At 64.4% G+C, this 20,399-nt stretch carries 7 protein-coding genes and 2 pseudogenes; 2 read left to right on the forward strand and 7 right to left on the reverse strand.

The genetic code is table 11. The features are described 5' to 3' along the window. Positions 1-619: 619 nt before the first annotated feature. Both ACQ860_RS11030 and ACQ860_RS11035 read right to left on the reverse strand, forming a co-directional pair. The gene (locus ACQ860_RS11030; protein ID WP_431303421.1) at positions 620-6,361 is read right to left on the reverse strand and encodes a peroxidase family protein; all 5,742 of its coding nucleotides are present in this window, start codon (positions 6,359-6,361) and stop codon (positions 620-622) included. Between the two features lie 613 nt (positions 6,362-6,974). Next, positions 6,975-7,121, reverse strand: coding sequence for a hypothetical protein (locus tag ACQ860_RS11035; protein WP_431303422.1), 147 nt, complete (start codon positions 7,119-7,121; stop codon positions 6,975-6,977). Between the two features lie 626 nt (positions 7,122-7,747). Here ACQ860_RS11035 and ACQ860_RS11040 point away from each other — a divergent pair. After that, positions 7,748-9,040 carry an HlyD family type I secretion periplasmic adaptor subunit gene (locus ACQ860_RS11040; protein ID WP_431303423.1) on the forward strand — a complete coding sequence of 431 codons (1,293 nt, stop codon included), beginning with the start codon at positions 7,748-7,750 and terminating at the stop codon, positions 9,038-9,040. Positions 9,041-9,118: 78 nt separating this feature from the next. Beyond that, positions 9,119-10,858, forward strand: a complete 1,740-nt coding sequence (locus ACQ860_RS11045) for a type I secretion system permease/ATPase (protein WP_431303424.1) — start codon at positions 9,119-9,121, stop codon at positions 10,856-10,858. Positions 10,859-10,930: 72 nt separating this feature from the next. Here the strand turns inward: ACQ860_RS11045 and ACQ860_RS11050 are convergent. The 5 genes and pseudogenes from ACQ860_RS11050 to ACQ860_RS11070 all read right to left on the reverse strand — a co-directional run. Continuing rightward, a pseudogene (locus ACQ860_RS11050) lies at positions 10,931-11,639 on the reverse strand (IS3 family transposase); the annotation flags it as partial. A gap of 271 nt (positions 11,640-11,910) precedes the next feature. Continuing rightward, complete coding sequence (locus tag ACQ860_RS11055; RefSeq protein ID WP_431303425.1) at positions 11,911-15,249, reverse strand: VCBS domain-containing protein; 3,339 nt, start codon at positions 15,247-15,249, stop codon at positions 11,911-11,913. 221 nt (positions 15,250-15,470) lie between these two features. Next, positions 15,471-16,521 (reverse strand): annotated as a pseudogene (locus ACQ860_RS11060) (IS3 family transposase). Between the two features lie 122 nt (positions 16,522-16,643). Beyond that, complete coding sequence (locus ACQ860_RS11065) at positions 16,644-19,055, reverse strand: glycosyltransferase (RefSeq protein WP_431303426.1); 2,412 nt, start codon at positions 19,053-19,055, stop codon at positions 16,644-16,646. After that, complete coding sequence (locus ACQ860_RS11070; RefSeq protein ID WP_431303427.1) at positions 19,052-20,158, reverse strand: FkbM family methyltransferase; 1,107 nt, start codon at positions 20,156-20,158, stop codon at positions 19,052-19,054. The genes ACQ860_RS11065 and ACQ860_RS11070 overlap by 4 nt, the downstream gene beginning before the upstream one ends. Between the last annotated feature and the right edge of the window lie 241 nt (positions 20,159-20,399).

A 20,399-nucleotide genomic window follows, 5' to 3' on the forward strand; every position in this document is an offset into this window, starting at 1 on the left:
GGCCACTGCGCCTGGTGGGATGCCCGGGGGGCACCCAACCGGCGCTGTTCATCGTCGCGCATGACCCAGTGACCCAGGCCATCATCTCGCGGTCTTGGATGTGCATGGAAGATGCAACGCGCAGCGGCTTGCCATTCATGCCAAAGATCCCGAAGCCGTTCGAGGCGCAGCGCCGCTGGGATGCGAACGCGATCAAGTGTCCCCATGTGCCCGGACGGCGCGTCAGCCGGTGCGGGGTTGCACCGGGAGCGACGCCATACGCACCAAGCCGAAGACGCTCATGCGCTTGAGTCACGGCTGGCCCGGGCCAACCAGAATTGGTGCGGCGGCACGCGGGTGACGGGAGAAGCAGCAGGCGGAACTCGCCGCGGTCAGACCATCGGCCGATCGTCCCTGCCGTCAGACCGGACGGATGCCGGGAAGGAGTGCCGCAGGGCGTGTTTCCCTATAGCGGGCAGTCTCATTGGTGCTTGATTCGCCACATCGGCGTGACACGCCAGGGCGCGGCGGACTCAGGCGAGACCAGAGCCACGCGGATAGGGGGGGATGGTAGCTGCCGCCGGGCGGCCCCCACAGCCTACGTCAACACATCCGGAGCAAAGGCCGGACGTTAAGCCAGTCACATCGCGAAGAACCGTTTACCGAATTCATGGCGGGGCAGTCGCAACGGCGGCGTGCGCGCCGCCGTTGCCATTCGTTGAGGTCGGCCGGAACGTCCGGCCGACCTCACGGGGGTCACAGGATGATGTCGGTGCCCAGGACCGTGGCCACATTGCCGATCAAGATCGCGAAATCGGCATTGTTGTTTCCGGTCGTGTTGCCTTCCAGCGTCCGCACGCCGTTCTGGTTCACGAAGCGAACCTGACCGAGCCCGGTGAAAGCACCGTTCACAAAGGTGAACGCCTGGTTCCCCGCAACATTCGCGTCGGCATCGATCAAGCTCAGGTCGATCCTGTCCGATGCCGGACACGAAGTCGGTGATGGTGTCACGCGAACCAGCCGCGAGGCCGATCTCCGCGATCGCAGCGCCAAAGGCGAAGACGTCGGCATCGGCGCCGCCGGTCAGGAAGTCGACCCCGGCCCCGCCGTCCAGCGTATCATTGCCGGCGCCGCCATCCAGATTGTCATTGCCATCGCCACCGAACAGCTGATCGGCACCGCCAAGCCCGGACAACAAGTCGTTCCCGGCCAGGCCGTTGATGGTATCATTGCCTGCCCCACCGCTCAGCGCGTTGGCGGCGGCCGTTCCGTTCAGGAGCAAGCCAGCGACATCATCATTCAGGATGGTCGAAGTCGCCGTCGCGGTTCCGAGCACAATCCCGGTCGAGGGGTTGGACAGGGTGAGCGTGAAGGTCTCGTTGGCCTCGACGGTCGTGTCACCCACCACCGAGATGGTAATGGTGCCGCTGCTCTGGCCAGCCTGGATCGTCAGCGTCCCCGTGGGCAACACCCCACCCTGGAAGTCGGCCGCGTTGGCCGCATTGGCCCCACTGCCGGTCACGGCCCAGTTGACGGTGGTGTTGGTCCCCACCGCAGTCGGAACCGAAACGGTGAACACATGCTGCGACACACCGGTGCTGCCTTCGGCCACTGGCGCCACCGGCCCTGCAACTGACATTCTCTGAATGAAACTGCTGCCGGTCAGGGTCGGCGCTCCCGTCAGGTTGATGCTGAAATCCGCAATCGTGTCGGCGTTGACGAAGCCCTGCAGCACACCATTGGCGTAGCGGAGCTGACCAGCCCCGGCCGCGGTCTGCGCCAGCGCAGCGCCCTGCACCAGCGTAAAGCCCTGCGTGCCCGCGACCCCGGTATTGGCGTCGATCGCGGTGAAGTCGAGGACATCCCCGGCGGCGAAGTCGGTGATGGTTTCCCGGAACGCGGCGTTGTTGCCGATCTCCGCGACGCTTCCGAATACGAAGGTGTCGTTGCCGGCACCGCCCGTCAGTCTATCGACGCCAGCGCCGCCATTGATGCGATCGGCACCGGCTCCACCATCGATCGAGTCATTGCCGCCAAGGCCGAGCAGAATGTTGTTGCTGGCATTGCCGAGAATGATGTTGCTTTGGGCGTTGCCGGTCCCTTCAAGGGCCGTGCTGCGCAGCGTCAGGTTCTCGAGATCGGCCGCGAGCGTGTAGTTGAAGGCACCGTTCACGATGACGGTGTCCGTGCCCGCCCCGAGCAGCCCCTCGACCACGGTGTCGGTCGCCACGTCAATGATATATGTGTCGTTGCCGAGGCCGCCCTCGAGGATGTCGATACCGGCGCCACCATCGAGCGTGTCATTAAAGGCCGTGCCGACAAAGATGTTGGCACCGGCATTGCCGAGCATTTCCAGGCCGACATTCAGGCCAGGAACAGCCAGCGAGGCGTCGATGTTGATGGCCGCCGTGCCGGTGCGGTCGGCCGCGTTCGCCGTCCCGGTGCCGATCACCACACGCTCGATGCCGCTGAAGGCCGAGACGATGCCGAGCGCATTGGTGCCGCCCAGGATGATGGAGTCCGCGACGGTCTGGGTGAAGCGGACCTCGTCGATGCCAAGGCCATTCCCCACGCGGAAACCAGCGCCCTTGTTGACCAGTTGCAGCTGGGTCAGGCCGTTATCGGCGATGTCATGGTGAACGAAGGCCAGGCTGTCCTGGATGATGTAGATATCATCGCCTTCGCCGCCATTCATCACCTCGCGCCCACCGATCACCAGGCCACCTGCGCCGGGAACCAGCATGTCATGGCCGCTGGCGCCTGCGAGATTATCCCAGCCGCCGCCACCATACAGGGTGTCGTTACCCGCGCCGCCATTCAGGCCATCATCCAGCAGGGCCGCGGTGAGCGGCACATCCGGATCGAGGACACCGTTCAGGTCGACGACGCCGTCGCCGCCATACATGACATCGTCGCCGGCGCCGCCCTGCATGACATCGGCCTCGGCGCCGCCGAACATGATGTCATTGCCGTCATTGCCGAACATCACATCGATGCCGAGGCCGCCCAGCATGCTGTCGTTACCCGCGCCGCCATACATGAAGTCGTTGTCGATCCCGCCGTCGAGCGTATCGTTGCCGCCATCGCCATACAGGAAGTCGACGCCGGCGCCGCCAACGAGCGAGTCGGCCCCGCCCGCGCCGCGGATGTCGTCATTGCCGCCAAGGCCGAAGACGGTATCATTGCCAGCCGTGCCGGTGATCCGCTCGCTGGCATTGCCGACGCCGTTCGGGTTCAGCACATTGCGGGCATCCACATAGTCACCGGGATTGCCATAGAAGACCCCGTTGACGTAACCGGCGCGGCCGATCGAGGCCGTGATGATCTCACCAGTGGCATCAAAGACCTGTTGTTCGGTGACCGCGGCCTGCAGGTCATCGAGGCTGGCGAAGCCGGGCTGCCCCGCGACGTCGGCCATCTGCACATACTTGTCGGCCACCGAGAAGATATCGGCATAGACATTTGTGGCGCCGGTCGAGCGCATCACAATGTCGGCCAACATCACGCCTTCCATGTTCTCGATGAAGAACTCGGTCGCCGGCACGCGGCCCAGGTAATAGAAGTGGTCGCCATTCTGCAGCTTCATCATCTGCATGGCGAAGACCGCGTCAAAGGTGGACCCGAGCATGCCGCCCAGGACCTCCCGCTCGGCGAGGCCACCCATCCAGGCGTCGATGCGGTTGAAGTCGCGGTTGCCGGTGGTGCTCATCCAGGCCGTGTCGGCATAGGCCGCCTCGGTCGCGTTCTTGAGCGTGGCCATATACAGGGCCTGGTCGACGGCATCGACAGACTCACGGAGGGCGTACCACTGGGTGAGCGTCTTGGTGCTCGCGAACTTCGTCAGAATGTCATCGCTGGCATAGGCCATCATGAAATTCTTGACCGTCGCCGCCTGGTCGAGCGGGCTGCCCTTCAGGTTGTCCCGGAAGCCGGTCCAGCTGGTGTAGGGGTTCAGCGTCGCCTGCAGCGCGAGCGGCGCCACCGTCTGGATCGAGGCGCGCATTTCATTCAGCGTCGGCAGGCCCGCATCCCGGCCACGCACGATGTTCAGCGTGGCCAGATCCAGCGGCTGGCCGAGCAGATTGTCACGGAGGGCATCCGTGACCTTCTCGTCGATCCGGTTGCCGACCTGGGCGGTGCTGCCATCCGTGATCAGGGCGGCGCTGGAGCCCGGGATGTAGGAGGTCGGGCTCAGGAAGGCCTCGATCAACCCCTTGTTGATGTCGATCTGAACCTTGTCCGTGGTCACGCCCGTCGCGGTAGCGGTGGCTGTCCCGTTGACGGTGATGCTGAACCGGTTCGCATCGATCCTGGTGATGTTGGTGAAGGTCCCGTTCAGCAGGCCTGCCGAGAGCCCCCCGATGTTATTGTCCACGCTGGACAGGGTGATGCTGGCCCCCGTCGCAAGGCCATGATTCGTCATCGTCACGGTGACGACGTCGGAATTCGCGACCGTGCTGATGTTTTCCGCACCGCTGACTTTCCGCATGCCGACCGTCTCGGGCAGCATCGAATGGCCCAGGCGGTACACGGCATTGGCGAATTCAGAGGAGATGCGCGCGTCGATCAGCGGGTCCACGCCGGCGAAACCCGCGATGTTCGGGCTCAGCTTCCGCACGAACTGATCGAAGACGAGATGCTGGTAGGTCATCTCGTTGAACAGCTTCGCCTGCTGGAACAGCTCCTCGGCGGTGACCTTGGTGGCCACGCCCGTCAGGGGATCCGTCCAGGCCCAGCCACCGGCCGGCTGGTCGCCCGTGAAGCCGTACACCGCCTTCAAATCGGTCAGGACGCGGTTGTGTTCGTTGGCGAACATTTCCTGGACGGCGGTGAGGCCGATATTCTCGTTGAGGCGCCCGTCACCCGCGACGTAATGCGCCTCCAGCGCGGCCTTGGTGGGGCCGATCAGGTCGCGCCCAGCCCAGACCGTCGTATCCGTGAGGGCAGGCAGCCGAACTCCCATGTCATTCAGGAAGGCATGCTGCGTCGTCATCAGCACGAGGCCCTCGGCCACCGTGGTGTCGGTGACGTAGACGGTCTCGCCCGTGACCTTGTCCAGAGCCACCAGCTGCGGCCGGCCATCGGCGCTGAGAATCAGCTGACCGAACTGGTCGATCGCGAGCATGGGGACGGCCGTGATGTCGGCGTCATGCAGGGTGATCCCGACCTTGGCCGCGTTCGCCTTGATCTGGGCCCAATTCGCAATGCCCGATGCAACTTCACCATTGACGGTGGCGCCCGCATTGACCAGGCGGCCGGTCGTCACGTCGTGGATCGTCTGGCCGGCATTGAGCGTCTGGTATTCGCGCAGGAAGAAGGTCTTGCTCTTATCGGAGCCGTAGGTCTGGCTGAGGTCGATGAACGGCGAGATCTGGTTGAAGCTCTCCGCACGCGCCGGCGTCAGCATGAAGTTGAAGGAGCCCGCCGGCACCAGGTTGCCGATCGCGGGGAAGGGCGCGGCCGATGCGACCACGCCCGTCGTCGGCGTGAAGGCGTTGATCTGGGCCACCAGATCCGCCTCGTCGAGGGCCTGGATCTCGATCAGGGTGTTGTTCAGGACGAGCGTGCCGACATAGGCGTAGGTGAGGCCATCGACGACAGCGCCAGCGTCCGGCGTGGTCAGTGTCGACTTGATCGCCCAGCTCGCCTTGCCCTGGTCCGCCAGGATGCCCAGCTTGCTCAGCAAGGCGTCGGTCGAACCCTCGCCGATGGTGACGTTGGTGGTGTTGTTGCGCGAGGCGGCGATCGTGGTCGCCCGGCCAGCCGTATACAGGCCATCGCTCGGCAGGAGTTCGATCGAGACCCGGCCATCCTTGCCCTTCGACACGAAGTCGAGGCCATGGTCGAAGAACTGCCCGAACTGGCTCATCCAGTTGCTGTAGGCGAGCGGATTGATGGCGCCCGAGACCGGCGAGATCCGCCCCACCGGGTTGTCCTGCAGGCTCAGTTCAAGCTTGAGGGCGTAGTTCGGGTCAGCCGGGTCGAGGCTCTGGAAGCCGACCGGCGCGCTGCTGTCCGCGATCAGGTTGCTGATGTTGCGCGGGTTGAGCGCATCAGCGATTTTGCCACCGACGGTGGTCGTGTCGCCGATGGTCACGACGCTGGTCGCACCGCGCGGGGAATTCGCGAAGGGCGCCGAGATGATGTCGTTCTTCGTCGAAGGCTCAACCAGCCGGTTGAAGGTATCGCGCGTGAACAGGGTGTCGGCAGCGCCGAACCAGAAGCCCGGCGCAGCGGCATCCAGCGTGTTGTTGCCGACGCCCTGCACATCGCGAATGCCCGTCGGGCCAAGCGGCGCAAGCCCGTTCAACTCCTCAGGGAGCCACTCGCCCCGGGAGCGGGCGAGAAGGAACCGAATATCGGCGAGACTGAGTGTCGGCATTGCTTTGCTTTTCCGAATCTTCTTGGCTTCCGCGCTCGATATAGAACGCGATCATCGCTGACAGGTAGCCGACAGTATTGAAGTTTGGAATTCAATATTGGCGTGCAAATCGCATTATTTTGTCCTGTTATGTATTCGATATGCCTTTTGATGCGAGCTTTGCGCTTGTTTGATCGCTTAATTGCATTTCAATCAGGTTTGGCCGATATTAAATGCGGTTCAAGGCCATCAAGTCAGATTTTGAACGATATCGGCGCGCCATATTGCTTCAGATCGGCGTAAGGTAGGCTATTGGCGAGATGCGGCGGATCTCAGGTGGGCGCCAGTGAAGCCCGAAATCCGCTCGACCGGCTCAAATGGCGGGCGCCATCCGGTCTCTGCGCGCGCGAACACAGTCCTGATCGAGCCTTCGCCATCGCGAAGGATGAGGAGCGTCGCGCCACGCCAGCACGAACACGCCTCGGTGAAGCCTGTCCACGGGCCATGCGGGGATCGCGAGGCGCTCCGCCCTGATCGACATCAGGCTTGCGGCACCTGCCTGGCGTGAGGCCGAGCCTCTTGCCGCCTCGACAACGCCACCTGATGGCAGCCCGGGGAGGGCCACCTCGGCTGTTCAGAGGCCCCTTGAGAGCCACCGAAGCGCGATGGAACCGCCCTGCAGCGCGCCACTGGCGACGCCGGCCATCGCCTCGATGCCCACCGCCCTGTCGGAGCGGCCAGCAATTCCAACCACCACGCCAGGCAAGACGGGCTTGTTCACCAGTTTCGTGAGGTCGCAGCCCGCGCGCCACACACGGGCTTCAGCCTGGCCCCGCACAAGCGAATGGCGCCAAGGATCGTCCGGACGCCCGCACGATCCGTCACGCGGGCGGGGTGAAAATCACGTTGAGCCGCCGTGCGCCCCGACGAGTTGCGACGTCGTCGCCTGGCGGTCGAGCACGACACGACTGGCTTCCCCGCACGCCGGGGCGAACTCGACGGCATGCGGGGAAATGATACCCTCATGCCGCCCCACCGTTCCGGCCAACGCCCGCCCGGCAAAGCGGCCCGCTGCAGGCAGTACACGCAAGCAAACACCTGCCTCGCCGGCGAGACGAAGTAAAACTCGCCAAATATGAAATAAAATCTCGCCGCATGGCCGTTGCCGCCTCCGTAGTCCTCATCTTATTCGCTTCGTGCACAGGGCTTCGCCTAGGGGTGCTTGATCGGCGTTCAGCGTGGGCCGATCGCTGAGCCTCCGGATGCGGGCAACGAGGGCCGGGCACAATCAGGTGTTGGCGTGAAGCGAACGGAAATCCGATGAGTATGGCGGTGGGCGTTCAATCCCCCGTGGCTAAGTCCCGAGCGGGCGTGATGGTGGGGGCAGCGGCCTCGCCCCTCCCCCCCATGGCGCCCACAGATGCGCGGGGACCCATCCTGGTGGGGATCGTGACCCTTGCCATCCTGGTGGTCGGGTTTGGTGGCTGGGCCGCCTTCGCGCCGCTGAACAGCGCCGTCATGGGGGCCGGCGTCCTCGTCGTCGAGTCGAGCCGCCGCGATGTGGCGCATCTTGAAGGCGGCATCGTGCGCCAGATTCATGTGCGTGACGGTGCGGAAGTTGCGGAGGGAGATGTCCTGATCTCGCTCGATCCGGTTCGCGCCGTGGCGGCTCTGCAAATCGTGCGCGGGCAGCTGGACGCCCACATGGTCCTGCTGGCGCGCCTGCGGGCCGAACTCACGGAAAGCTCTGATCTGGAGCTGGACGAGGAAATCCGCGAGCGCGCGCGCTCCGATGCCTCCATAGCGGATCTCATTCGCGGACAGACCGGCATCCTGCATGCCAGGCGCTCCTCCCTGCGCGGGCAGGTGGCGGTGCTTCGGCAGCGCATTCAGCAGCTTCGCTCGCAGATCACGGGCTTCACGGCGCAGGAGCGCGCTCGCCTTCGACAGATCAACTTCCTGCAGGACGAGCTGAACGGTGTGAATACGCTCCTCCGTCAGGGTTATGCTCCGAGGACGCGGGCGCTTGCGCTGTCACGCGACCTCGCGCGACTGCAGGGCGAGCAGGGCGAGTACCTCTCCACCGTAGCCCGCACGCAGCAGCAGATCGGCGAGGCGGAGCTTCAGATTCTTCAGCTTGAATACAGCTTCAAGGAGGAGGTGGCGAAGCTCCTGCAAGATACGCAGAACACGGTGCGGGAGTTGCAGGAGCGCCTGATCGCCAGCCAGGACATTGTCAGCCATCTTGAGATCCGCGCACCGGCGAGCGGCGTCGTCGTGGGTTCCACCGTCTTCACACCGGGCGGCGTGGTCGTGCCGGGGCGCACGCTGATGCAGATCGTCCCGCATGAGGACAGTCTGGTGATCGAGGCGCAGATCGCGGTGCAGGACGTCGAGGTGGTGCATGAGGGCCAGGTGGCGCTGATCCGCTTTCCCGCCCTGCCGCAGCGCACCCTCCCCACGCTGACCGGCCACGTCATCCAGGTTTCGGCGGACCGGTTGATCGATGAGCGCAGCGGGCTGGCCTTCTTCAAGGTGCGTCTGCGCCCCGACGAGCAGAGCCTCGAGAAGATTGCCGAGCGGCGCCTGGTGGCGGGCATGCCGGCCGAGGTCAGCATTGCCACGGGCCAGCGCACCGCCGGACGCTACCTGCTCGATCCGCTGCTCGACGCCATTCGGCGCGCGATGCGCGAGCGTTAGCGCCGCCATGCAGGCCCGTTTTGCTTTCCGTCGCGCCCGATACGCCAGCGCACGCACTCATTTCTCCCGAGGCATCCTGTGACAACTTCCGCCTCCCTCCCCTCCACGCCTGGTGCCGCCCGCGGCGCACCCCTCCTGCGCGACGTCTTCAAGCGCTGCCGCCCGCCCCTGCTGTTCGCCATCGTGTTCTCGGGGGCGATCAACCTGCTCATGCTCGTGCCGCCGCTTTACATGATGCAGGTGTATGACCGCGTCTTGAACAGCCGCTCCGAAGCGACGCTGGCCGCCCTCACGGGCATCGCCTTCGGAGCCTTCGCCGCGATGGGGCTGCTCGAGGTGGTGCGATCCCGAATCCTGGTCAGGGTCAGCGCGCGGCTTGATGGCTTGTTGAGTCCCGTGACCTTCGATGCCGTGTTTCGCGACCATGTGCGCTCCCAGGGCGGGGCGCGCACGCAGCCGCTCAATGACGTGGCGACGCTGCGCCATTTCGTTGCGGGGCCTGGGTTATTTGCCTTCTTCGACCTGCCCTGGTCGCCAGTGTTCCTGCTGCTGCTGTTTCTGGTGCACCCGCTCCTGGGTGTGCTGGCGCTCAGTGGCGGCGTGATCCTCGTGAGCCTCGCTGTCGCAAGCGAGTGGACCTCCCGCCGCAGACTTGCGGAGACCAACCGCTACAGCTCGGCCGCCGCCAATTTCGCCGAGACCAGCCTGCGCAACGGCGATGCCATGACCGCCATGGGAATGCTCGAGGTCATCAAGCAGCGGTGGATGACGCGCCACAACGAGGCGCTGCGCCTGCAGTCGGGTGCCAGCGACTGGGCCGGCATCCTGAGCAATGCGACCAAGGTCGTACGCATCGCCCTCCAGTCGCTCTTGCTGGGGGCCGGCGCCTTGCTGGCCATCGAGGGCAAGATCTCGCCGGGCCTGATGATTGCGGCCTCGATCATCGGCGCCAAATCGCTCGCGCCGATTGAAGCGCTCATTGGCAGCTGGAGCCAGGTCGTCGCCTCGCAACTCGCCTGGCGGCGGCTGAGCGCGTTATTGGACAAGGCGGGCGAGGAACCGCAGCGCATGCCGCTTCCGGCTCCGAAGGGCCAACTCAGCCTCGCAGGCATTGTCGCTGCCCCGCCAGGAGGCACGACACCCGTGCTCAAGGGCGTGGGATTTGATCTCCAACCAGGGGAGGCGCTCGGCATCCTTGGCGCGAGCGGCTCGGGCAAGAGCACCTTGGCACGCGTGATCACCGGGGTCTGGCAGACGCAGGCCGGTACTGTCAGGATTGACGGCGCCGAGCTATCACAGTGGTCGCGCAGTGACCTCGGTCCCCATATCGGCTACCTGCCGCAGGACGTGGATCTGTTCGACGGGACCGTGGCGGAGAACATTGCGCGCCTGGGCGTCGTGGACTCCCAGGCAGTTGTGGAGGCCGCGCAGCGGGCAGGAATTCACGATCTCATCCTCTCCTTTCCGCAGGGCTATGACACACCCATCGGCGAAAGCGGCAACCGGCTCAGCGGAGGGCAGCGCCAGCGGGTCGGTCTTGCTCGTGCGCTGTACCGCGTGCCCGCGCTCTGCATCTTCGATGAGCCCAATTCCAACCTGGACGAGGTGGGCGAAGGGCATCTCATCCAGGCACTCCTGCACCTGCGGGAGATGAAGCGCACGGCTGTCATCATCACCCACAAGCCCTCGATCCTGAATCATGTCGACAAGATCATGATCCTAAAGGAGGGCCAGGTGGCGTTCATCGGTCCGCGCGCCGAAGCTTTTGCCCGTTTCTCCCGCCCCGTCGCCACGACGACACCAGCGGTCTCGCGCTGAATGTCCAGCCCATGGAATTGGTGGCACGGTTGGCCCTGCCCCCAACCGTTCTCGTGCATGCCCATGCCGGGCGCGTTCGACCACGTCGACGACGTCTCCCGCCCGATAGCCGAACCGCGGCTCCATCGCCGGCGCTTAGCGCGTGAAGGTGTCCACGATCGTCAGCACACGGATCTTCCGCCCCGTCGCCAACTGGTCGTGCACGAAGTCCATCACCCATGTCTCATTGGCCCGTTCCAGCGGTCGCCGGTCATCGCGAAGCTTCGCCTTGACCCGCCGCTTCGGCACCTTGTTGCGTAGCTGCAGGCCAAGCTCCCGGTACAGCCGGCAAATCCGCTTTGCGTTCACCGCCCACCCCTCACGCCGCACCAGTACGTGGATCCGGCGGTAGCCGTACCGCACGCGCGTCGCGGCGATCTCCTTGATCCGACCGATCAGTGCCACCGGCAATAGTACGGCGGTGGCTCCATCCGGATCACCGCGCAGGCCCGACCTGTCGAGACCTTCCACCCGCTTCGGACGTCATCCACCAACCGGCGTCGCCGCGTAGGCTTCAGAGCTTTCTTGCCAGAACATCCTGCAGCATCGCCAGATCCAAGCAGAGGTCTGCCATAAGCTTCCTCAGCTTGCCCTTCTCCTCCTCGAACCGCTTCAGTCGCAGCATCTCAGAAGCCTTCAGCCCGCCGTACTTCTTGCGGCAGACTTCCACGATCGCCGTCCCCTCCTCCGCCCGACGCAACACGAACGCGATCTGCGCATCCGCGAACTTCGACTGCTTCATCGCAAGCCCTCCATCTCCCAGCACCAAACCTGAACTGGAACCCTCCAGCTCAGGGCGACCCAGAATTCGGGAGCAAGGTCAAAGGCGCCAGGGCGCGAGAACTGCCAGACTCGGCAGGCCAACGAGATGCAGCGCCAGGCGTCGAGCCGGTTCAGCAGGCGGAGCTCGGATGCCGGTCGATGCCATGACCGCCTTCACCGACCGCCTGCTGTGCGCAGGCGGTCCGGTCGTCGCGACCCGGCGAAGATGCAGCGCTGGTGCCTGAGCGCTGTCAGATCCAGATATTGTCGACGAGCGCCACCCAGACGCCCGCTTCGCCGAACCCCACGATGTCGGCACGACCATCGCCGTTCACATCGGCAAGCTGGCGCGGGAAGCGATCGGCGCTTGTCCAGCCACCCGCGCTTCCGCCGGCACCAAACCCATCGGACCGCAGCGCCATCGGATCGAAGCCGCCCGATCCGTCTGCCAACGCCACCCAGACGCCCGCTTCGCCGAACCCCACGATGTCGGCACGACCATCGCCGTTCATATCGGCAAGCTGGCGCGGAAAGCGGTCGTCGCTCGTCCAGCCACCGGCACTTGCGCCAGCGCCAAACCCATTGAAACGCAGCGCCATCGGATCGAAACCGCCTGACCCGTCAGCCAGCGCCACCCAGACGCCCGCGTCGCCGAAGCCCACGATGTCGGCACGACCATCGCCGTTCACATCGGCGAGCTGGCGCGGGAAGCGATCGTCGCTCGCCCAGCCGCCCGCACTTGCGCCAGCGCCAAACCCATTGAAACGCAGCGCCATCGGATCGAAACCGCCTGACCCGTCAGCCAGCGCCACCCAGACGCCCGCGTCGCCGAAACCCACGATGTCGGCACGACCATCGCCGTTCACATCGGCGAGCTGGCGTGGGAAGCGATCATCGCTCGCCCAGCCGCCCGCACTTGCGCCAGCGCCAAACCCATTGAAACGCAGCGCCATCGGATCGAAGCCGCCCGATCCGTCAGCCAACGCCACCCAGACGCCGGCGTCGCCGAACCCCACGATGTCGGCACGACCATCGCCGTTCACATCGGCGAGCTGGCGTGGGAAGCGATCGTCGCTCGCCCAGCCGCCCGCACTTGCGCCAGCGCCAAACCCATCGAAACGCAGCGCCATCTGACCGAAGCCGCCCGATCCGTCTGCCAGCGCCACCCAGACGCCGGCGTCGCCGAACCCCACGATGTCGGCACGACCGTCGCCGTTCACGTCGGCAAGCTGGCGCGGGAAGCGATCTGCACTCGTCCAACCACCCGCGCTTCCGCCGGCACCAAAACCATCGGAACGCAGGGCCATCGGACCTACGAATATGTCCTCGTTGGCGTTGGTAACGGTGATGGCGACGGCCCGGGGGGTGCTGAACAGCGAGCCGTCCGAGGCGGTGACGGTGATGTCATAGACGTTGTTCGCGCCGGCATCGGCGGGCGCATCAAAGTTCGGTGCGGCCTTGAAGGTCACGGCACCACTCGCGGCGTTGATGTTGAACAGGCCCGCGTCTGTGCCGCCGAGCGCCCAGGTGAGGCTGGTGCCGGCATCGGGATCCGTGCCGGTGGCGGTGTAGACGATCCCCAAGCCATTCTCAGCGAAGTTCGCCGTCGCGCCGGAGGTGACGGTCGGTCCCTCATTCACATTGGTGACGGTGATCGCGACAGGCTGGGCCGCGCTGGAGTTGCTGCCATCGGAGGCGGTGACAGTGATGTTGTAGACATTGTCAGCGCCGGCATCGGCCGGGGCTTCGAAGTTCGGCGCCGTCTTGAAGGTCACCACGCCGGTGTTCGCATTGATGTCGAACCGCGCGGCATCTGCCCCGCCCAGCACCCAGGTCAGGGCGTTGCTCTCAGGGTCCGTCCCGGTGGCGGTGTAGACCGTGCCGCTGGCATTCTCCGCGAAGCTCGCCGTCGCGCCGGAGGTGACGCTCGGCCCCTCATTCACATTGGTGACGGTGATGGCAACAGGCTGGGCCGCGCTGGAAAGCGTGCCGTCGGAGGCGGTGACGGTGATGTTGTAGACATTGTCAGCGCCGGCATCGGCGGGCGCCTCGAAGTTCGGCGCCGTCTTGAAGGTCACCACGCCGGTGTTGGTATTGATGTCGAACCGCGCGGCATCCGCCCCGCCCAGCACCCAGGTCAGGGCGCTGTTCTCCGGGTCTGTCCCGGTGGCGGTGTAGACCGTGCCGCTGGCGTTTTCCGCGAAGCTCGCCGTCGCGCCGGAGGTGACGCTGGGTCCCTCATTGACGTTGGTGACGGTGATGGCGACGGCCTGCGCCGCGCTGGAGTTGCTGCCATCGGAGGCGGTGACAGTGATGTTGTAGACATTGTCGGCGCCGGCATCGGCGGGCGCCTCGAAGTTCGGCGCCGTCTTGAAGGTCACCACGCCGGTGTTGGTATTGATGTCGAACCGCGCGGCATCTGCTCCGCCCAGCGCCCAGGTCAGGGCGCTGTTCTCCGGGTCGGTCCCGGTGGCGGTGTAGACCGTGCCGCTGCCATTCTCCGCGAAGCTCGCCGTCGCGCCGGAGGTGACGCTCGGTCCCTCATTCACATTGGTAACGGTGATGGCAACAGGCTGGGCTGCGCTGGAAAGCGTGCCATCCGAGGCGGTGACGGTGATGTTGTAGACATTGTCGGCGCCGACATCGGCGGGCGCCTCGAAGTTTGGCGCCGTCTTGAAGGTCACCACGCCGGTGTTGGTATTGATGTCGAACCGCGCGGCATCTGCTCCGCCCAGCGCCCAGGTCAGGGCGCTGTTCTCAGGGTCGGTGCCAGTGGCGGTGTAGACCGTACCGCTGCCATTCTCCGCGAAGCTCGCCGTCGCGCCGGAGGTGACGCTCGGTCCCTCATTGACGTTGGTGACGGTGATGGCAACAGGCTGGGCTGCGCTGGAGAGCGTGCCATCGGAGGCGGTGACGGTGATGTTGTAGACATTGTCGGCGCCGGCATCGGCGGGCGCCTCGAAGTTCGGCGCCGTCTTGAAGGTCACCACGCCGGTGTTGGTATTGATGTCGAACCGCGCGGCATCTGCCCCGCCCAGCACCCAGGTCAGGGCGTTATTCTCCGGGTCGGTCCCAGTGGCGGTATAGACCGTGCCGCTGGCGTTTTCCGCGAAGCTCGCCGTCGCGCCGGAGGTGACGCTCGGTCCCTCATTGACGTTGGTGACGGTGATGGCAACAGGCTGGGCTGCGCTGGAGAGCGTGCCATCGGAGGCGGTGACGGTGATGTTGTAGACATTGTCGGCGCCGGCATCGGCGGGCGCCTCGAAGTTCGGCGCCGTCTTGAAGGTCACCACGCCGGTGTTGGTATTGATGTCGAACCGCGCGGCATCTGCCCCGCCCAGCACCCAGGTCAGGGCGTTATTCTCCGGGTCGGTCCCAGTGGCGGTATAGACCGTGCCGCTGGCGTTTTCCGCGAAGCTCGCCGTCGCGCCGGAGGTGACGCTCGGTCCCTTTACGTTGGTGACGGTGATGGCAACAGGCTGGGCTGCGCTGGAGAGCGTGCCATCGGAGGCGGTGACGGTGATGTTGTAGACATTGTCGGCGCCGGCATCGGCGGGCGCCTCGAAGTTCGGCGCCGTCTTGAAGGTCACCACGCCGGTGTTGGTTTGATGTCGACCGCGCGGCATCTGCCCCGCCCAGCACCCAGGTCGGGCGTTATTCTCGGGTCGTCCCGGTGGCGGTTAGACCGCGCCGCTCCCATTCTCCCAAGCTCGCCTCGCGCCGGTCGTGGGTGCCTTTCACTTGGTCGGTTCGCCGCCTCCTTTCCCCCCTGCTCCCATCCTTGGACCGCCCTGGCAGGCGTCTTTCAGCGCTATTCGGTCGGCGTGGGCCGTGTACCGCTGACCGATTTGACCAGGCTCGCCGGCGGCTTATTGCCGATCCCGCTGTACGGGCGAACCTCATTGTAGTTTCTGCGCCAGGCCGCGTACTTCGCCCGCGCGTCGTCGAGGCTCATGAACCAGTGCCCGTTCAGGCACTCCGCCCGGTACTTCCCGTTCAGCGTCTCGATGAGCGCGTTGTCCGTGGGCTTGCCTGGTCGCGAAAAGTCGAGCGTCACGCCGTGCTGGTACGCCCAGAGATCCAACTCGCGTGACACGAACTCGCTGCCCTGGTCGACGCGGATCGCCCGCGGGTATGCATGCCCATGCCGGGCGCGTTCGACCACGTCGACGACGTCTCCCGCCCGATAGCCGAACCGCGGCTCCATCGCCGGCGCTTAGCGCGTGAAGGTGTCCACGATCGTCAGCACACGGATCTTCCGCCCCGTCGCCAACTGGTCGTGCACGAAGTCCATCACCCATGTCTCATTGGCCCGTTCCAGCGGTCGCCGGTCATCGCGAAGCTTCGCCTTGACCCGCCGCTTCGGCACCTTGTTGCGTAGCTGCAGGCCAAGCTCCCGGTACAGCCGGCAAATCCGCTTTGCGTTCACCGCCCACCCCTCACGCCGCACCAGTACGTGGATCCGGCGGCAGCCGTACCGCACGCGCGTCGCGGCGATCTCCTTGATCCGACCGATCAGTGCCACCGGCAATAGTACGGCGGTGGCTCCATCCGGATCACCGCGCAGGCCCGACCTGTCGAGACCTTCCACCCGCTTCGGACGTCATCCACCAACCGGCGTCGCCGCGTAAGCTGCAGAGCTTTCTTGCCAGAACATCCTGCAGCATCGCCAGATCCAAGCAGAGGTCTGCCATAAGCTTCCTCAGCTTGCCCTTCTCCTCCTCGAACCGCTTCAGTCGCCGCATCTCAGAAGCCTTCAGCCCGCCGTACTTCTTGCGGCAGACTTCCACGATCGCCGTCCCCTCCTCCGCCCGACGCAACCCGAACGCGATCTGCGCATCCGTGAACTTCGACTGCTTCATCGCAAGCCCTCCGTCTCCCAGCACCAAACCTGAACTGGAACCCTCCAGCTCAGGGCGACCCAGAATTCGGGAGCAAGGTCAACGAAGATACAAGGGACGCAGGGCGGCTGAACTGAGGGGTTTCAACGCAAACCCGCACCAGCGCTTGCCGAGACCACACCTTCATGGTCATTGAGTGAGTCGATTTCGTAGTAGCTGCGAAGTGGGTGCGGATAGGCGATATAAGGCTCTTCTAGCATTGGGGGCGGAGTGATCGATACGCCAAGCAACGCGCGCGCGCATGCTACAGGATCGAGCATCAACTCCATCGGCAAGCGCGCACCCCAACCAAGGCGACGCAACCGCTCAGCTGGCGCCCCAAAGTCAAACACCACCGGAAAGACACGCTGGCGCAATATCGTCGTGAGGGTGTAAGAAAACGTCTCGGGCACGACCGCCGGAAGCCACGCTAAGTCCGCGCTGGCATCGGCTAGCATGGTCGCTGCGGCCTCAGGCACATAAGGGCCGGTGATCTCGACACCGCAGGCGCGCAGTGCCGCGTCCCGGTCCGTATAGCCCACCACGACGAACTGGATTGGCAGGCATTCGGCCCGCACATACTCCGCCGCGCGCTCCAAAAGGTGCGAACCCTTATGCGGACCGATCGCGCCGAGTAGGGCAACCCGGCGCAAGCCTCCCTTCCCCTGGAGGCTGTTTACGCGGGTAACGACTGACGGCGCTTGCATTTCCGGGTGCGGACGCACCAAGTACTGAATGCCAGGCATGTGACGCCGCATCCGCCGCGCTACGTCAGAGTTAGGCACGAAAACGCGGCGCGCGTCCCGGATGAGAGCGTCATGTGACGCTCGCCACGAGGCAATGTCAGGCCTCCCGTTGATCGAGCCGTCGCGCTCAATACAACGCCGGCAAATATGGATCTCCGGCTCGCCGCAATAGACACCGCTTTGATCGACAAGCGAAACGCGCGGGCAGATCGCGCCGTAGTCGTGCAGAGTGACAACGTATGGGATGCCGGCGAGGCGCGCTGCATGGCGAAAGAAGTCTGCCGCATTTGGATGCATGGCGGCCATATTGTGTATGTGAAGGAGGCGTACCCCAAGCGCACTGATCGTCGCTGCATAATCGTCAAGATCAACGTCGAAGCGGAAGCCGGTCAGGTTGGGTGTCTCCAGGGTCTCTGGATCTTCGATGTACAGCGTGCCGGTCCGGTCGTCTGGCCGCGAAAAGAATACCGGGGTGCCATCAGCTTCCAGCAGTGCCGCCATCTCTAGCGCATGTTGCTCTGTTCCACCGCCCAGGCCGTGTAGCACGAAGAGTATCGCGCCACCGGCAGAGCGCCGCTTGAGCCGCGCCACATCGAGAGCCCGACGCGCAGGCTTGACCGGGTCGGCCTTGATAAACTCCTCGACGGCACTGGGGTACCAGGGATGGATCTCGACGAGTTGCCGCATCGCATCCTGGATCCGATTCGTCTTTTCCGCGCCAAAGGAAGTGCCACCGTGATGGCGCACGAAGATATCGGCAGCAAGGATATTGCGCCATCCGCGGGCAGATGCACGGCAGCAAAAGTCATTCTCTTCGCCATAACCGCGACCAAAGGTCTCGCTGTCCAGCAGACCTACGTCATCGAGGCAGGACCGTCGGACATACATACAGAAGCCCACCCCTGTTGGTACGTCGCAGGTCCAGCCAGCGTTTGCTTGGGCAGCTAAGCGGTCGAGCGTGGCGCCGTCCAGTTCTAGCTGCGCCCAGTTGTCGCGCACGAAGCGAGGATAGCTGCAGATCTCGGCGTTATTCGAAAGCGGCGTCGCCGTACCGATACGGAGGTCGCGGAGTACGGCGGCCCTAAGTCGGTCGAGCCAGTCGTTATGGACCTCGGTGTCTGCGTTGAGCAGCACGACATCCCGATCTGAGCGCAAAGACATGCCACGGTTGCAGGTGGCGACAAAACCCAGGTTCTGCTCGTTCTTGTAAAGCTCGATCAAGCCTCGCTCAGCAAGTGCTCCAAGCGCCTCGGACAATGCAAGCTCAGGCGAGCAGTCATCGATGACAACCAGCCGGTACGCAGTCCGCTGTGGCGCGGCGAGCACGGAATGGAGTGTTCGAAGCGTTTCAGCATACCCCTTGTAGACGGGGACGATGACATCAACGACTGGCACGTCAGTGGAAGGGCGTCCCAGAGCTGCCCATTCCGCTTCCGTCGGGGCTAGCGGAGCCGCCAAACGGCGTAGCGACAACGCGCGGCGACGGTTCCAGCGGGTGCCAGGCCGCCCTTCAGCTTTCCCCGAGCGAATAAAGTGCAACAGCGGGTTGGTGGCCGCATCCAGGACGTCCCGGTTATCTGCCAGGTAATGACTTGTCGAGAACGCCGGCCCAGGGTCGGCGAAGTCCAGCCAGCCTGTAGTGAGGTAATGGCGAATGGCCGCCTCATGCCCATGGAAGAGCATACCCACCTGAGTGGTGTAGTAGTTCGCGTCAAACAGGCCGCTCGCTGCAACGAGCGCGATATCATTATCGGTGATGGCTTCGGTCATCGGCGCCTGCGGTTCAGCAACAGTTTCAGAGCGCGGACAGGCGCAGTGATCCGCCAAGACGTAGAGCCCTCCATGGCCCGGATCCGTTCCTCGAGCAACGCGACGGACGGTGTGGTTCCGTATTCTGCTTGCCTCAGCTGCCACTCAAGGGAGGCAATGCGGAAGCTCAGGCGGGCGATGTCGTCACGGTTCTGCGCCTCGAGGTCTTCGAGCGCCTTCCGCAGGGCCAAAGGGTCACGATCGTGGCTCGTGCGGTCGCCGTAACGCGGTGTGGTGCGCAGCGCCTCCGCAACATCGTCAAGCGTATGACAGCGGATGAGGGTGACACCAGGAAGATCTGTCGGTGGCGCCATCGCGTCCACCTCTGGAAGGAAGAGCAGTCCGGTCTCGTGCGCGAGGCCGAAGACATTATCCTGGTTGCGTTTGTGATTCTGCTCATCGAAGGCCGCGGTGCGTACGACGAATAAGACATAGCCATCACGCGGCATGGCGGCGAGGATATCCGCCGCTTCCCCGTCACTATCACATTCCACGAAGACCACGGGGCGCGCCCGTTTAATCGTGTCCACTCCGCCAGCAATCACCGCGGCGCCCATACCCTCCGCGTCGATCTTGAGAAGTCGACAAGCTTCGAGTTCGCGGCCGTCGATTGTCTCCATCCGGACCAGCCTGCCCTCTCCGCTGCCTGTCGCGGCACGCATGCAGACTGCTCCGATGTTGGTGTGAGCACCGTAGGACGGCTCGTCGAAAGCCACTTCACCCGGCTCGCTGCCGAGAGCGGCGTGAATCGCCTCGCCGTGAAGTATGCCATTGGATGCCAAATTGCGCTTGAGCAGCTCAAATACTTTTGCCTGCGGTTCGAATGCGATGACCCTGCCTGTCACGCCAACTCGGCGGGCCAGGGCAAGCGTGTGGGTGCCGATGTTTGCACCTGCATCGACAACAACATCACCTTCACGGACCAGGGCATTCAGCAGGCGAATTTCTGCCTCGGCCCACCCACCGTAGTGTTTGATCGAATAGCCAATCGGATCGTCATTCACAAAATACTCGATTGATCCGCGAGGCATGGTGGCGATTGCCGTTTCCTCAGCATGGATCAAGCGGATTGCGCTTTCATCTTTCGAAGACTGATCACAAGCTAATAGGCTTTTTACTGACGCTACGGCAGGCATTTCCCAGATATTCCCGTCACAAAACACACAATCTGCGTGATAGCGGGAAAGCGAGATAATTTATTGCGTATTTATAGGTCCTTTTTCGTACTCTTGTCGATTGATTGGCTTAATGATCTCCGATCGGCCCGCCTCCATCGAGTGGTCCGGGTGGAGTTTCCGCGTGCCA

Origin of the sequence: Sediminicoccus sp. BL-A-41-H5, assembly GCF_050632405.1 — a bacterium.
Classification (GTDB): Bacteria; Pseudomonadota; Alphaproteobacteria; order Acetobacterales; family Acetobacteraceae; genus Roseococcus.